We start from the raw sequence: 16130 nt of genomic DNA, 5'->3' as shown, positions 1-16130 counted from the left end.
CTAATTATTAGCTGATCATCTTATATGCGAATGACTGCAAACTATACGCCGGGATAATGGATTATACGGAGCAATTGCTAATAATCTGTCCTTTAATATTTATCAGTGGATTTATTGACAGCATTGCGGGTGGGGGAGGCCTGATCTCTCTGCCGGCCTATAATGTTGCGGGTCTGTCTCCTCACTTTGCTTTGGGAACGAATAAGTTCAGCAGCTGTATAGGAACATTTTTCAGTACAATGCGTTTTGTCAGGAATAAAAGTTATGACCTGACGAGTGCAATACCATCCATCTTGTTTGCATTTATAGGCTCCGCCATAGGGTCTAAAATCGCGGTTTGTCTCGACGCTGGAATTCTGCGATATATCCTTATTGCCGGTATTCCGGTTATTGCCATCGTTGTTTTTAAGAAAAAGAATTTTTCGAACATAGTTCCGAAAAAGTTATCGAAAGTCAAAATAATCACCCTGTCATCTCTGATCGGCTTTGTTATTGGTGGGTATGATGGCTTTTTCGGCCCGGGAACAGGTACTTTTCTTATATTAGCCTATACTTCGGTTCTGGGATTGGATTTGCTGACAAGTATGGGGAATGCGAAACTGGTTAACCTGACATCGAATTTAGCATCGTTGATTGTATTTCTAATAGAGGGAAAGGTTCTTTTTGTTGTAGGAATACCTGCGGCGTTATGCGCCATCGCCGGACACTATATTGGTAGCGGATTGGCTATCAGGAACGGGCAAAAGATTGTCAGGCCGATGCTGTTAGTAGTGCTTTTGCTACTTTTGACAAAGCTGGTATGTGATTTGTCCTTTTGAATAATCCTTTTTTGAGAATCTTTACTGTTGATTTTTAACATTTTCGACCTTTAAAAAAGTCTTATATATTTTGCAAATAAAAAAATATCCGTATATTTACGAAAAAATAGTAGAATTACGTTGAATTTGTAAAATATGGAAAAGCTTACTCATCAGGAAGAATCGATTATGCTGCACATCTGGCAGCTAAAGGAGTGTGTAGTAAAAGATATTATAAATGAGATGGATGATCCTAAGCCTCCCTATACGACGGTGGCCTCCGTTGTCCGCAACCTGGAGCAGAAAGGTTACCTGAATTCCAAGAAATATGGCAATGTATGGGTGTATACTCCGAAAATCAAAGAAGACGAGTATAAGAAGGCGTTTATGTCGAATGTCGTAAAAAGTTATTTTGAGAATTCATACAAAGAGCTCGTCTCTTTCTTTGTGAAGGAGGAAAAAATATCTCCGGAGGAATTACAGGAAATAATGAAGATGATAGAAAAGGGCAAAGGTTAATAATCAATATGAAGCTACCATGGATCACACAATTTTAATATACCTGGTCAAGGTGTCAGTTGCTCTGGCACTGTTTTACGGACTATACATTCTTTGTCTGAAGAGGGACACATTTCTGAAACTGAGGAGAATTTACTTCTTATCAGCCTTATTATTTTCTCTGTTATTCCCTGCCGTTACGATAGAATTATCTGCGTCCGGTGATGCTCCCGTACAGATTCCTACATACTGGCTATCGGATATTGAAGTCGGGAGCGCGGTTGATGCGGAGGCTTCGACGGAGGCGACTGTGAGCATGTGGGTTGTTGTTTTAGCTATACTTGCCGCCGTATCGTTTTTTTGTGCGATTAAGTTTTTTGTGCAACTATTCAGTTTGGTTAAATTGAGGATTGCGAATGAGACTGAAAAATTGTCCACTTACCGTATTGTGAAAATGAAAGACAGACGGACATCCCCATTTTCTTTCTTCAACTGGATTTTTATTAACTCCGATGCTCACAATCCGGTCGAACTGGCAGAGATAATTGCGCATGAGCAGATGCATGTGAAGCAGTATCACTCTATTGATGTCGTATTATCCGAAATCTTATGTATCTGTTTCTGGTGGAACCCGTTCGCATGGTTACTGAAGAAAGAGATAAAGCTGAACCTGGAGTATCTGGCAGATAAAGGGGTGTTGGAATCAGGATTCGATTCGAAAGAATATCAATATATATTATTACAAGTTTCAAATAGAAGTACCGGTATACCACTTATTAATAATTTCAACGTTTCACAACTTAAACAACGCATTATGATGATGAATAAAAAGAAAAGCTCAGTATTTACATCCGTAAAATACCTGCTGGTTGTTCCGGTATGCGCAACATTGCTTTTAGGCAACGCAGTACAGGCAACTACATCTTTAGATAAATTCTCGATAGATGAAATATCCGGAGTGATGGATGGAGACCAGGCTCCTCAAAAGAAAGGGGATGTATATGTGACAGTAGAGCAGATGCCTTCGTTTCCCGGAGGATTAGATGCTCAACAGCGCTTTATCGCTAATGGCCTGAAATATCCTGTGGAGGCACAGACTAAAGGTATTCAGGGGAGAGTGACTATCCGCTATGTGGTAAAGAGCACCGGTGAAATATCCGATATAGAAGTAATAAGAGGTATCGATCCTCTGTTGGATAATGAGGCAATCCGCATTGTAAAATCCATGCCTAAATGGGAACCCGGCAAGCAGGGAGGAAAAGCGGTGGATGTATACTACACATTGCCTGTTGTATTCAGGCTTGCGGGTACTACTAAAAAAGTGGAGCCCGGCGGTGATCCGAATGAAATTGTCGCAGTCGGTTATGGGGCACCACAGGAGAAAAAAGTAGGAGTTGCATCTTTGAAAGAGGGTTCTCCGGATGATAAAATGAAGCCTTTTATAACAGTGGAGCAGATGCCTTCTTTCCCCGGGGGCGAGTCGGCGATGCATGAGTATATCAGCAATAACCTGAAATACCCGGAAGACGCTCAAAAGAATGGTATCCAGGGACGTGTCACTGTCCGCTTCATTGTGAGGAGCTCAGGCGAGGTAAGTGATGTTTCGGTTATCCGAGGAATAGATCCGGGCATGGACAAAGAGGCTGCCCGTATGGTTGGTTCCATGCCGAAGTGGCTGCCCGGTAAGCAGAACGGGCAGGCTGTGGATGTATATTACACCTTACCTATCGTTTATAAGCTGAACAAAAGTGATAAAAAATAAATAAAGGCTAATCACTAATTACTACTATTCTAAAGAGGCAGACAGCAGTACTTTCTGCCTCTCTTTTTTAATTACTTAGTATAAGTACTTTCAATGTTGCATCCCTTTTCATCTATTATCCACGACCTAAAAGTCATGGTCGATTAAATGGCTGGCTGCAATGCTGCTATGTTTTATTTAATAAAAACTTTATTTGTTGAAGAGAGAAAATAGATAATGTCTGACGAATTATAACTAAAATGATGAAAAAAGTAAATTTCAAATACACAATCATTCTTTTGTGGATTGTGGTAGTTACTGCGTGCAGTGGTCACACTTCGAAAGAACAACAAAATTCCGAACCCGGAAGACACAACGAAGAACAAGACTTAACGGGTAATGCCAATACATTGCCGGACTCTGTTCATATAGAGGGCGAAAGCGGGATAACTGATGTTTCGCAAGAAGAACCTGTAAAAGATGTTCGTATTTTCAGAGAAGACGGTATTTTACCGGAGTATTCGGGAGGCGATGTATGGCAATATATGAATGACAATGTCCGTTTTCCGCCAGGAACAACCTTAAACAGGAGCGATAATAGTGTTATTGTGCATTTTATGGTAGAGAAAGACGGCTCTTTGAATAGTTTTAGTCTTTATGCCGGAAGTTATCCGGCTCTGGATGCCGAAGTGTTGCGCGTGGCAAAAACAATGACAAAATGGCGTCCCGGTAAACTAAATGGAAAAATAGTGCGCACTACTTATTTGCTTGGTGGCGTCTATTATTCGGAAAATGGCAAACTAAAATTGTATCCTTTGCCACCACCTCAAAAAGAACAATACCAGGGTGAAGTTTTTGCTTTTGCCGAAAAGAATCCACAGTTCCCTGGCGGAATAAATAAGATGCAAAAGTTTATCACCGACAATATGCAATATCCTTCTGAGGCATTAGAATATAAGGATGAAGGAAAGGTAATGGTGCAATTTATTATATCCCCAACAGGAGAAATCTCTGATATATTCGGGGTTGTCCGTTGCCGGTTTAATGAACAATGTCCTTCTACTTCCTTAGTCCTGGCAAAAGAAGCAGAACGGATAGTAGGATTGATGCCTCATTGGATTCCGGGCGAAAATAAAGGGAAAAAAGTAGCAGTGAGGTACGTTTTACCGATTAACTTTAAAATTCCATAACCTTTTTTATCAATCGCTGAAAGAAAACTATAAAGCAGGGATTTTTCAGCAAGATGCAACAAATAATGTGCTGTATTGCTTTGTTGTGATTTCAAACAAACTTGTAGATCATAAAAAACTATTCTATTGTTTCGTAGACTGTTGAATAGAACTATTCTTCCGGATTTGATGTTGTATCTCTATAATGAAGGATCGGCTTCGGCATTTAGCTGATCTGCCCCCAGTTGTACCTGTTTCCTCCCAGTTTTCGCAACTGTTTTCGCAGGATGAGGTTATCCGGCTTTTCCATCAACGGGTCTTCATCTAATACGTTTTGTGCGATTTCCCGTGCATACTGTACTATTTCACCGTCACGTACCAGATTGGCTATCCGCAGATTGAAGGGGATACCGCTCTGTTGCGTACCCTCAAGGTCACCCGGACCACGCAGTTTAAGGTCGGCTTCGGCTATCTCGAACCCGTCGTTGCTTTCTACCATAATGTTGATACGCTTGCGAGTATCTGCCGAAAGTTCGTAAGGTGTGACCAGAATACAATAAGACTGGTCTGCACCACGACCTACACGCCCTCGCAACTGGTGCAATTGGGAAAGCCCGAACCGCTGTGCCGATTCTATCACCATAACCGAGGCGTTAGGTACATTTACACCTACTTCAATAACTGTAGTGGCAACCATTATCTGGGCTTCGTTGGTAACAAAGCGCTGCATTTCGGCATCTTTCTCTTTCGGTTTCATTTTGCCATGTACCTTGCACACCGTGTATTCAGGGAATATTTCTTTTATATGTTCGAAGCCTTCTTCCAGATTCTTTAAGTCCAGTTTTTCACTTTCCTCTATGAGCGGATACACCATATACACTTGTCGTCCTTCCTGTAATTGTTTGCGGATGGAGTTATATAATGCCCCCCGCTTTTTATCATACTGATGAATGGTCTGTATTGGTTTTCGTCCCGGAGGCAACTCATCTATTACAGAGACATCGAGGTCGCCATATACAGTCATCGCCAGTGTGCGCGGGATCGGTGTGGCTGTCATTACCAATATATGTGGAGGATTGGTGTTTTTTGTCCATAGTTTTGCCCGTTGGGCTACACCGAAGCGGTGTTGTTCATCTATCACTACCAGCCCCAGATTGCCGAACTGTACAGTGTCTTCTATCAGGGCATGTGTACCTATGAGGATTTGTACGTCATTAGTCAATAGGCCACTATGTATACGCTCCCTGTCCTTCTTTTTTGTAGAGCCTGTCAGTAGTTCTACATTCACATCCATTCCCGCAAGAAATTCTTTGATTGTGTAATAGTGTTGTGTTGCCAGTATTTCGGTAGGAGCCATCAGTGCTGCCTGAAAACCATTGTCCAAGGCTATCAACATCAGCATCAGTGCAACAAGAGTTTTTCCACTACCGACATCACCTTGTAAGAGGCGGTTCATTTGTTCGCCCGTAGCCATATCCTGCCGTATTTCCTTGATAATGCGTTTCTGGGCATTGGTCAACGGGAACGGGAGGTTCTGTTCGTAGAATGTATTGAGGTAGCCACCCACTTTTGTAAATACAAAGCCTTTCAGTTTTGACTTACGGTCGGCAGTATATCTCAGTATATTTAGTTGTATATAAAACAATTCTTCAAATTTGAGCCTGTACTGGGCTTCCCGCAGCAAAGTCGCATTTTCGGGAAAATGCACATTACGCATTGCCTGCTTCAGGTCCATCAGGCGGGCATTCTGTATCACTTTTTCGGGTAACGTTTCCTGTAGGTTCCTTATAATGGAAGTAAAGGCAGCAGCCATCATTTTCTGAATCGCTTTGGAATTCAGATAATGGTTTTTCATTTTCTCCGTAGTGTTGTAGTACGGCATCAGGCCGGTTGGCCGCTCTTCTTCGTTTATATAAGGATCTATATCGGGATGCGCGATATTGAACTTATCGCCGAACATGGTGGGTTTGCCGAAAACTATATAGGGCAAATTCAGTTTATACTTTTCTTCTATGAATCTTGCGCCCTGAAACCAAACCAGATCTATGTATCCTGTGCCGTCGGTAAAGTGTCCCACAAGCCGTTTTTTATGTCTTTCGCCATGTGTTTCAAAGCCTGTTATTCTACCCCTGAGTTGTATATAAGGCATGTTTCCGTCTATTTCGTGGATGAAATAGATGCGGCTACGGTCGATATACTTATAGGGAAAATAATAGAGGAGGTCTTCTACCGAGAACACATTAAGTTCTTTATTTAGTATCTCAGCCTTTTTAGGCCCTACTCCTGCTAAAAACTTTATATCGGTCTGTGAAAAATCAGTCATTTTACCAGTCAAGAAACATATTAACATGTAAAGTTACAAGAATTTGTGAGGTATAGCATAAGGAATATGAAAGATATTTATCTATATGTAATGGCTGATGATTGATTACTGTTGGCTTATGGTTCTTTGATGTATTGAAAGGCCCCCTCAATCCCCCAAGGGGGACTTACAGAGAGAGTAGAAAGTTAATTAGCTTCGCTGGCCGTTGGTTCTTAATTATTAATTGCTTTCCGTGTTACCTTTTATTTTTAACCACAGAGTAAACGGAGTAGCACGGAGTTTTTAGAAGAAAAAGTGACAATAAAAATTATGTGAAAAGTCGTCAGGTTTGTCAGGTTTTGTACATAAGCTATCGGCTAACAGCTATCAGCTAATAGCTAAAAGCTGTTACCTTTGTTACTTTTTAACTATGTATAGTTAACGGATGCAAAGATGACAAGATAAAAACAAAGGAAAAGCTGTCAGATGTGTCAGGTTTTAACAAAATACGGTTAATAAACGTAAATATGGTGATGAGCTGGAATTTGCGTCTCTGCTTGAGAATATTGTTTATTGTATCATTTGTAACTTTTTCAAAATTGCGGTAGGGATATCAGTCTTATGTTAATTACGAACGAAAAGGATATAAAATAGATTACTCATAATTTATAATTGCAGACAAATTTTTATCTTTGCAATCTATTTGAACAATAGAGGCCTTTAACACAAAATTCTTTACAAATAAGATGGATTTAAAAAAATATCTTACAAACTTATATCCTGTAATAGCATATATCTTCAAGATACATTTGCTGGCGCTGCTTATCTTTTTTATAATCAGATTGATTCTGTTGTTTACAAACTGGCATAATGTGGAATATGTAGATAATGAATCTATTACCGGAGCTTTCCGTTTAGGCCTTTATATAGATAATATTCCGGTAGCTTGTATTAGCGCCCTTGCTGTGATTTTTGCCTGTCTTATCTCTTTTTGGGGATCGGACCGGAAAATATTCCGGCATAGTCTTAATATATACTATATAAGTATTTATACTGTTATATTTGGGTTTGCAATAGCTGATATACCGTATTTTAATTTCTTTTTCAAACATCTTGATGTATCCATTCTGGCCTGGTTGAGTAACGATACAGAGGGGTATCAGATGATTCTTGCGGAGTCCAGTTATTATAAATATTTCGCTTTGTTTTTTATAACCATTCTTTTATTTGGTTTGTGTGTTGTATATTTCTCTAAGAAATGGAAGAACTACAATGCAGATGACTCAGTAAACAGTAAATTGAAGCTAGCGAAATATATTCTTATCCCTATTGCTTTGCTCGCAGTCTGCTATACAGGTGTAACGAAGAAACAACGCTTTGTTTATCCGATTACTCTATGGACACCTTATCTGGGCTCAAGTTCTTTTACAAATGAGTTGACCGTGAGTCCTGTATACAATTTCTGGTTGAGTATGATTGTTCCTCAGTATAAAGACCGTGAGGTGAATCATCTGATATCACTGGACGATTCGTTCGAGCTGATAAAAAAGGATTTTGGATATCAGTATTTTATAGAAGATGATTCCCGTATCCGCCGTCGGGTAACGAGTGATAAAGAAGAGATCAGGCCCAATATCGTACTTGTTATAATGGAGGCGATGTCTTCTTATTTCATTACAGAAACTCCACACCTTACGCCTACCTTGAATGAACTGATAAACAAGTCATATTATTTCAGGAATATTTATTCTCAAGCGATACATACAAATCAGGGTACATTCAGTTCATTGTACGGCATTCCTTCGCTTTTCGACAGGGTGATTATGGATAACAGGGTTGCTACAGGCGGTTCTAATGCCGTACCGCTCCCATTATGTGAAGGCCTACCGTATAATCTGAACAAGAAAGGATACGTGTCGTCATTTTATCTGGCTCATGAAAAAGCATATAATAATATGGATATGTTCTTTAGCCTGAATGGATACGAGATGAAGAACCTTCATTCGCGGGAGAATTATCCGCCGTCGGAATACGTTAGCCCCTGGGGCGTTAATGACGGATATTTATTTAAATATGCTGCGAATACTTTAGGTAATAACGGTGGGCAACCTTTCTTTGGAGGAATACTGACTATATCTAATCATCCCGACTATATAATACCGGATGAATTCAAGTATGTAAGCAAGAACGATTCGGAGCAGGCTGTCTTTTATTCCGACCAGTGCATAAAACAGTTTATGGATGATGCGGCTAAACATGATTGGTTTGATAATACCATATTTGTATTTGTTGCTGACCACGGGCGCCTCGAAGGGCAGGCCTTGTATGAGATGCCTCTGTCGTTCAATCATGTTCCGCTTATCATCTATTCGCCTCTGTTCGAAGATGCGCCGAAGGTTATCGATACATATGGAGGACAGATAGACATATTTCCTACTGTAATGGGGCTGCTGAATATGGATTATGAGAACAACTCTCTGGGTATAGATCTGATGAAGGAAACACGTCCGTATGCGGTGTTTTCATCCGATGACAAACTGGGCTGTATAGACGATAACTTCCTCTATTGTTATAATACCTTGTCAAAGCAGGAGTATCTTTATGATTACAAGGCTAATAATTCGCAGAATGTAGCCTCGGTTCATAAAGAGGCTTTTGATAGCATGCGAGTATATGCATCCGCGACAGTTCAGGTGACGAATTATTTGTTGAAGAATCAATTGTTAAGGAAAAAGAAGGATGAAAATTAAGGGAGGCTATTATAACCTCCCCGGATATATTTACAGACAATCTGAATATTTAAAGATTCTCTTTTTCAATATCTTTAAAGTACTTATACGTACCCACTTTCAGTTCATCCGTGGCAGCTTCATCACATACGATGATTCCTTTCGGATGCAGTTGCAGGGCTGTGATAGTCCACATCTGATTAACGGCACCTTCCACAGCTTGGGCCAAAGCTCTGGCTTTATTGTGCCCGTTTACCATGATCAGGACTTCTTTTGCATCGAGGATAGTACCTACCCCGACTGTCACAGATGTCTTAGGTACCTTGTTTACATCATTGCTGAAGAAGCGGGAGTTAGCTATGATTGTATCATGGGTCAATGTTTTGATACGTGTGCGGGATGATAGGGATGAACCTGGTTCGTTGAATGCGATGTGCCCGTCCGGGCCTATTCCTCCCAGGAATAAATCTACGCCCCCAACAGCTTTCATTTTAGCCTCGTAAGAAGCACACTCTTCATCCAGGTCAGATGCGTTCCCATTCAGTATGTTTACATTAGCGGGATCTATATCCACATGATTGAAGAAGTTGCTCCACATAAAGGTATGGTAGCTTTGGGGATGGTCTTTCGGCAGGCCGACATATTCGTCCATGTTGAATGTGACTACATGCTTGAATGATACCCGCTTTTCCTGATAGTGCTTGATCAAACCGTTGTACATGCCTAAAGGAGAAGACCCTGTGGGTAATCCTAAAACAAATGGCTTATCAGATGTAGGATTAGCGGCATTGATTTTGTTTACAACATAGTTAGCTGCCCATTGGGATAAGGAACTGTAATCGGGCTGGATAATTAGTCTCATGATATATCAGTGTTTTTAATATTATGGTAAAAAATAAGACAAACCTTCCAAAGATAACTCTTATATCCTGAAAGGTTTGCCTTTTACTATAATTTATAGAGGATGATATTCTACAAAGGCTTCAATTGCTTCATACGAGGCAAGCCCTAACTGGCGGTAGAGCTCTGCTGTAGCCTTGTTCCTGTCTTCGGAACGCTGCCAGAACAAACGTTCGTCATTCCCTAAGAACGGAGCGCTTTCCATCTGCGATTGATGTTTTAGAATCGCATTCCGCTTAGAACGGAGTTCTTCAGGAGAGATAGGTACGGCCATTTCGATATGGTCAATTTCCCATTCGGCCCATGCACCACGGTACATCCAGAAGCGGCAGTCTTTGAGCCATTCCGCACCTTTTAGTTCATCTACTGCTGCGAGGATGGCATCGAGACATACTTTATGTGTCCCGTGCGGGTCGGCGAGGTCTCCTGCAACAAATACTTCATGGGGTTGAACCGATTCCAGATATTTCTTCACTATTTCTACATCGGCCTCTGATATAGGGTTTTTCTTGATACGTCCTGTTTCGTAGAACGGAAGATCGAGAAAGGTCGTTTTGTGTGTATCCATACCCACATAACGGCAGGCAGTAGTTGCTTCCTGGCGACGGATATGTCCTTTAAGGAACAAAATATCCGGAGTGTCTATATCCTCTTCGTCCTTGTCGTGTAGCAGATACTGAAGTATTTCTGCATACTTTTTCTTCAGAGCTTCATTACCTGCATCATATTTTCGTCTTACATCCTCGAGAAAAGATACATAGCGGATAACCTCTTCATCGCCTACGGCAATGTTGCCCGATGTCTGATAAGCAACGTGCACATCGTGTTTTTGATCCACCAGTCTTTTGAAAGTTCCTCCCATAGAGATAACATCATCGTCGGGGTGTGGGCTGAAAATTATAACACGTTTCGGATATGGTTTTGCTCTTTCCGGACGATTGGTATCATCGGCATTCGGTTTTCCACCTGGCCAACCTGTTATTGTGTGTTGCAGGTCATTGAATATCTTAATGTTTACATTATATGCAGAGCCATATAGAGCCAAAAGTTCTTCCAGTCCGTTGTCTTGATAGTCCTTGTTCGTCAGCTTCAGTATCGGCTTATTCACTTTGAAACATAACCACACAATTGCTCTGCGGATGAGTTTATTGCTCCAATCGCAGTTTGTTACCAGCCATGGGTGGTTGATGCGTGTGAGTTCAAAAGCCGCATTCAGGTCTATGTGTACTTTCGCATTTTCATGGGCTTGCAGGCACGAAGCAGGTATGGCATCCGACATGGTTCCTTCTACCACATCTTTAACGCTTCCGGCTTTGTCCTCACCCCATGCGATCAGGGCTATCTCTTTCGCTTTCATGATTGTAGCTACACCCATTGTGACGGCGCTGACAGGCACTTTGTCTATAGTCCCGAACGTGTTGACAGCCTCTTTCTTAGACTGTACATCCAATAGAATCAGACGGGTTTGTGAATTCATACTTGATCCGGCAATATTGATGCCAATGTTGCCCGCACGTCCCAAGCCTAGCAGAAGATAATCTATTCCTCCTACATTGTGGATGGTTTGCTCATATGTCTTACAGTAGTTCAGTATTTCCTCTTTCGAAACGGACCCATCAGGTGAATATACGTTTTTAGGGTCTATATCAACATAATCTAACAAAGATTCTTTTAATAGTTTCAGATTGCTGTTGGATTGAGGTGCTATAGGATAAAACTCGTATATATTAAATAGAATGACGTTTTTAAAACTTAAATTCTCTTCTTTATGTAAGCGGATAAGTTCCTGATAGATCGTTTGAGGGGAATGTCCTCCCGGGAGGGCAAGTACGAATGGTGACCCCGTAGCTTGTTTTTCTTTTATTTTTCGCGCTATTTCTCTCGCTATATGCAAAGATGCCTCTACAGAGGACTCATAAATCTCGGTAGGCACTTTTTCGTAGCGGGTCAGGGCAGATAGCTCAAATTCATTTTCAGGACGGTAGTAACGCAGGGGTACTCTGTCCAATACAATTTGCGAACTTAAATCTAATCTCATATCAAAGGTTTTATATATAATTATTTATGAATAAACATTCTTATTAAATGGCTTAAACAACCAGGGCTGCGGCTCCGAGCAGATTGATATCTTCCTTCTTGGATAAAAGTATTTTTACCCGCTCAACAGTTTCCTTGAAAGGAAATTTATATACGCTTTCATACATATTATCTGCAAAAAGTTCATATCCTTTTACAATATTTCCTCCTAATATAATAGCTTGGGGATCATAGGTGAAAAGGATAGTTTTCATAAGATTGCCTATATGCTCGCCGAGTTCGTTCCAAAGGGCCAGCATTTTGTCATCTCCTTGCAAGGCGAGTTCGTAAGCCTCTTGAGCCGTTGTATTATTGCGTACAAAAAATTTCTGTCCGCAATAACGTTCATAATCGGAGTACAGATAAGGGAGGCTTCCTATTTCTCCCGCTCCTGTATTGTATCCGTTATATAATTCATTGTTTATAATGATGCCTGCTCCAACCCCGATACTTAATGTTACGCAGACAATATCACGATAGAGGGTGCCTTCCCCGTAGTAGCGCTCTCCAAAAGCGAAGCAGTTAGAGTCATTGTTTACAAATACCGGAATCCTGAATTCTTTTTCGAGGATATCTTTTAAAGGGACTTTCTTCCAAGACGGGATGTTGATAGCATCTTGTATGATTCCTTTACTGGTTTTGACAATGCCCGAGACACCTATTCCTATCCCGCGAATATTAGAATTTATTATTGTTCCGATCGTTTCTATCAGATGATCTATAATGACGCCCTCTGATTCGTCAGCCTTTGTGGGAACCACTAGTTTGCGGAATATTTGACCTCCATCAACAATTCCTAACCGCATGCTCGTGCCATCTATGTCTATTCCAATTCTCATAATGTTAAGAATGTAGTGCGTTAATTTGAGATGACTAACTAAACATTATAGCCTATCTTAAAGTATTGTCTTTAGCTGTGAATGATATTTAATCAGACCATCTCCTTGTTTTCCATAATAATATTACAAATATATACTTCTAAAGAGGAAAAACAGCAAATCAATTGTTAATTAACATCTAAAAACGAAAGATTGTTCGGTTAGTTGATTTTTGTTGATAATTGCGCCGCTTTTTAAAGTGTTAAGGGTAGAGGCTGGATTACTTAAGCCTATGGCTTCTTTATTATTTCGAGCTTTTGTGTAAAACAAACAGCGTTTATCTAAGAATAAACGCTGTTTATTATGTGCTGAGTGGAATAGATTTTTATTTTTCTATTCTTATTCTGGCATCTACAGCTATTACTTTATCTTCATTTGCCAGTAGCGGATTGATATCCATTTCTTTTATCTCGGTAGCAAATCTTAGTAGGATGGACAGCCGGACAATTATCTCTGTGAATAATCTTTCGTTTAGTCCCTTTTGCCCCCTGGTTCCCTGAATTATTTTGTAAGCCCTGAGGGAGCGTATCATGGATGATGCTTCGTTGAAACTTAAAGGGGCGAGCCCCGATGCTACATCTTTCAATATCTCTACGAAGATTCCGCCCAGACCGCACAAAACAATGTGTCCATATTTTGACTCGTATTTTGCCCCTATAAATAATTCCTGTCCCGAAAGCATAGGTTGTATCATTACTTCGGTGGTTTCCGGTATTTTCATCAGTCTGTCAAACTCAAGGGCAAGATGGTCGTCAGATCTTATGTTCAGGACTACACCTCCAACATCCGACTTGTGTACCGGTCCGACACACTTCGCTACAATTGGATAATCTATTTTATTTGCAAAGCTGATGGCTTCCTCTTTGTTATTGGTAACCAATTCTTGTACTTGAGGTATTCCGGCTGCGTCAAATAATTTCCTTATTGTATCACTGTCTATATATCCGTCCGAAGCATTGTCTATAATATTTCTGATACGTGGTATGTCTATTTTTATATCCTCCATTTTTCCTACCGATGGGGGAGTCCATGATACTACTTTTGATAGGGCATTTGCCAGGGCGTATTCATCAGTAAAGTTTACATGTCCTTTTTTGACGAAGTTGTCCATTTCTTGTGAAGCTGCAATGACTGAAGGCAGGATAGGATAAATAGGTAACTTGCATGTTTTTATTTTTTGGTCTAATATTTCATAGGCTTCAGCCACATTACTTACTCCCGGATTACCATATATAACGGCAATGCCATCAATTTCCTTGAAGCGTTTTTCGCAAAAATCAATGCAGGTAGCCATGTGTTCCCCTGTTCCTGTTCCGATAATATCTATGGGGTTGGATACAGCTGCTCCGGGGAGAAGGTGTTTTTTTAACTCAGCTGCAAGTTCTTTATTCATTTCCGGAACGTCAATGTTTCCTTTTGATAAGGCATCGGTTAGGATTACTGCGGGTCCTCCCGCTTGAGTGATGATAGCCAGGTTCCGCCCTTTTATTTCTTTAAGGGTGAGTACGGCGGCTACATTGGCCAGTTCTTCTCTGGAATAGCAGCGAATGATCCCTGCTTTTCTGAAGAGTGCTTCCACGGCAGAGTCTGAACTTGCTATGGCTCCGGTATGAGATGAGGCTGCCCGGCTGCCGGAACTGGAGCTGCCTGATTTTATGGCGGCGATTTTGCAGCCTTTTCGGATGAGAGATGCTGAGTGGTTGAGGAAGCGGTCTGGATCTGCTATTTTTTCCAGATATAATAGTTTGATCTTAGGGCTGGATTCTGGGTCGAATTCGTTATCTAAGAATTCCAGAATGTCTTCAACGCCTACTTGTGCCGCATTTCCTATCGACCACGCAGAATTGAATCTTAGGCCAATCCGCATGGCTGATTCTATAATATATGTAATAGTACCCCCCGAACTGGATATGATATCTACACCTTGAGGATCCAGGTTTGGGATCGGACGGGTAAAAATGCTCTGATGCTTAGTGTTGAAGTAGCCCGAGCAGTTAGGGCCTATCATGATTGCCCCGGCTTTGTTGACTATGTCTACCAAATCTTTTTCCAATTTAGCCCCATCTTCAGACTCCTCACTAAATCCTGCCGAGAAAACAATAAAGGCTTTTACTCCTTTTTTCTTGGCCAGATATTCCACAGTCTGCAGGCATTGGTTTGCCGGAACTGAGATGATAGCCAGGTCGGTTTGTGGGATATCCTCAATGCTTACATACGCTTTTGTGTTCTGTATCGAGCCGCCTCTGGCATTAACAACATATAAATCCTTGTCAAACGTTCCTGTGGTTAAATTGTGTAAAACACTGCCTCCAGGTTTCAAAATGTTATCAGATGCGCCCACTACTACGATGCTTTTGGGGTTGATTAGCTGTTCATAGATCATAAATCGGTTATTTAGGTGTTATTTTGTGTAAAAGTAGTGATTTATATGACATCTAAAGCTACCATATATATAATATAAAACATAAAAATAGTTGAACTTGTTTATGGAAGGTCGCTTTCAAAACTATTTTGTCATTTTATATAAACTTTTTTATGTTTAACAACATGTTGTATTCTAGGTGTATACTTTGATTTTACAATGTTTGTCTAAAAAATATTTCAAAAAAAGGTTTCATAAAGTTTGGAGTGTAAGGAATTGTTTTCTACTTTTGCACCCGCTTTACCACTAAAGGGCACGTTTAAAGAAGGGTGTTTTGCGTAGGGCGGAAGAGCGATCTTTGAAGGAACTGAAATAACAACATTATAGAGTGTAGTACACAATTTGGGTTTTTATTAAATTAAATATCCGGAAAAAAGCTAGAGATAGTTAAAAAAGGTGCTACCGTCAATTACTATTACCCAATAGTAAAGAAAGCTTGAACAGGATCAAAAGGTTTAAAAAAAGAATATACAAAGAAGAGTTTGATCCTGGCTCAGGATGAACGCTAGCGATAGGCCTAACACATGCAAGTCGAGGGGCAGCATAGGGTAGCAATACTTTGATGGCGACCGGCGCACGGGTGAGTAACGCGTATGCAACCTACCTATAACAGGGGAA

The 16130-nt window shown here is 40.7% G+C and carries 10 protein-coding genes and 1 rRNA gene; 6 read left to right on the top strand and 5 right to left on the bottom strand.

Going from position 1 to position 16130, the window contains the following annotated elements; translation table 11 throughout:
* The first annotated feature begins 56 nt into the window (after positions 1-56).
* The 4 genes from HMPREF9455_RS12600 to HMPREF9455_RS12585 all read left to right on the top strand — a co-directional run bounded on the left by HMPREF9455_RS12600 (position 57) and on the right by HMPREF9455_RS12585 (position 4226).
* Positions 57-818: a TSUP family transporter gene (locus HMPREF9455_RS12600; protein WP_006800089.1), complete on the top strand. Its 762-nt coding sequence runs from the start codon at positions 57-59 to the stop codon at positions 816-818.
* Positions 819-953: 135 nt separating this feature from the next.
* Positions 954-1316, top strand: coding sequence for a BlaI/MecI/CopY family transcriptional regulator (locus tag HMPREF9455_RS12595; protein WP_006800088.1), 363 nt, complete (start codon positions 954-956; stop codon positions 1314-1316).
* A gap of 19 nt (positions 1317-1335) precedes the next feature.
* Complete coding sequence (locus HMPREF9455_RS12590; RefSeq protein ID WP_006800087.1) at positions 1336-3057, top strand: M56 family metallopeptidase; 1722 nt, start codon at positions 1336-1338, stop codon at positions 3055-3057.
* Between the two features lie 239 nt (positions 3058-3296).
* Positions 3297-4226 carry an energy transducer TonB gene (locus tag HMPREF9455_RS12585; protein ID WP_044216249.1) on the top strand — a complete coding sequence of 310 codons (930 nt, stop codon included), beginning with the start codon at positions 3297-3299 and terminating at the stop codon, positions 4224-4226.
* A gap of 205 nt (positions 4227-4431) precedes the next feature.
* Here the strand turns inward: HMPREF9455_RS12585 and recG are convergent, their stop codons facing one another.
* Positions 4432-6528 carry an ATP-dependent DNA helicase RecG gene (recG, locus tag HMPREF9455_RS12580; protein ID WP_044216247.1) on the bottom strand — a complete coding sequence of 699 codons (2097 nt, stop codon included), beginning with the start codon at positions 6526-6528 and terminating at the stop codon, positions 4432-4434.
* 725 nt (positions 6529-7253) lie between these two features.
* Between recG and HMPREF9455_RS12575 the strand changes: the two genes are divergently transcribed.
* The gene (locus HMPREF9455_RS12575; protein ID WP_006800084.1) at positions 7254-9257 is read left to right on the top strand and encodes an LTA synthase family protein; all 2004 of its coding nucleotides are present in this window, start codon (positions 7254-7256) and stop codon (positions 9255-9257) included.
* A 49-nt stretch (positions 9258-9306) separates the two neighbouring features.
* Here the strand turns inward: HMPREF9455_RS12575 and nagB are convergent, their stop codons facing one another.
* From nagB to HMPREF9455_RS12555, 4 genes are all read right to left on the bottom strand, one after another.
* Complete coding sequence (gene nagB, locus HMPREF9455_RS12570; RefSeq protein ID WP_006800083.1) at positions 9307-10098, bottom strand: glucosamine-6-phosphate deaminase; 792 nt, start codon at positions 10096-10098, stop codon at positions 9307-9309.
* A gap of 93 nt (positions 10099-10191) precedes the next feature.
* Entirely contained in the window at positions 10192-12174 is a 1983-nt protein-coding gene (locus HMPREF9455_RS12565; protein ID WP_006800082.1) for a glucosamine-6-phosphate deaminase, read from the bottom strand.
* Between the two features lie 52 nt (positions 12175-12226).
* A complete protein-coding gene (locus tag HMPREF9455_RS12560) occupies positions 12227-13051 on the bottom strand; it encodes an ROK family protein (RefSeq protein ID WP_006800081.1) in 825 nt (274 codons plus the stop codon).
* Between the two features lie 364 nt (positions 13052-13415).
* The gene (locus HMPREF9455_RS12555; RefSeq protein ID WP_006800080.1) at positions 13416-15473 is read right to left on the bottom strand and encodes an acetate--CoA ligase family protein; all 2058 of its coding nucleotides are present in this window, start codon (positions 15471-15473) and stop codon (positions 13416-13418) included.
* 509 nt (positions 15474-15982) lie between these two features.
* Between HMPREF9455_RS12555 and HMPREF9455_RS12550 the strand changes: the two genes are divergently transcribed.
* Positions 15983-16130, top strand: a 16S ribosomal RNA gene (locus HMPREF9455_RS12550); the annotation flags it as partial.

Origin of the sequence: Dysgonomonas gadei ATCC BAA-286, assembly GCF_000213555.1 — a bacterium.
GTDB lineage: Bacteria > Bacteroidota > Bacteroidia > Bacteroidales > Dysgonomonadaceae > Dysgonomonas > Dysgonomonas gadei.
Note: the sequence above shows the minus strand (reverse complement) of the source record. Positions and strands in the feature narration are given on the sequence as shown.

Bases quoted from the DNA above. Each gene is read 5' to 3' on its own strand.
- HMPREF9455_RS12585 (WP_044216249.1), top strand. From the start codon at position 3,297: ATGATGAAAAAAGTAAATTTCAAATACACAATCATTCTTTTGTGGATT.
- HMPREF9455_RS12555 (WP_006800080.1), bottom strand. From the start codon at position 15,473: ATGATCTATGAACAGCTAATCAACCCCAAAAGCATCGTAGTAGTGGGC.
- HMPREF9455_RS12560 (WP_006800081.1), bottom strand. From the start codon at position 13,051: ATGAGAATTGGAATAGACATAGATGGCACGAGCATGCGGTTAGGAATT.
- HMPREF9455_RS12590 (WP_006800087.1), top strand. From the start codon at position 1,336: ATGGATCACACAATTTTAATATACCTGGTCAAGGTGTCAGTTGCTCTG.
- HMPREF9455_RS12595 (WP_006800088.1), top strand. From the start codon at position 954: ATGGAAAAGCTTACTCATCAGGAAGAATCGATTATGCTGCACATCTGG.
- HMPREF9455_RS12565 (WP_006800082.1), bottom strand. From the start codon at position 12,174: ATGAGATTAGATTTAAGTTCGCAAATTGTATTGGACAGAGTACCCCTG.
- recG (WP_044216247.1), bottom strand. From the start codon at position 6,528: ATGACTGATTTTTCACAGACCGATATAAAGTTTTTAGCAGGAGTAGGG.
- HMPREF9455_RS12575 (WP_006800084.1), top strand. From the start codon at position 7,254: ATGGATTTAAAAAAATATCTTACAAACTTATATCCTGTAATAGCATAT.
- HMPREF9455_RS12600 (WP_006800089.1), top strand. From the start codon at position 57: ATGGATTATACGGAGCAATTGCTAATAATCTGTCCTTTAATATTTATC.
- nagB (WP_006800083.1), bottom strand. From the start codon at position 10,098: ATGAGACTAATTATCCAGCCCGATTACAGTTCCTTATCCCAATGGGCA.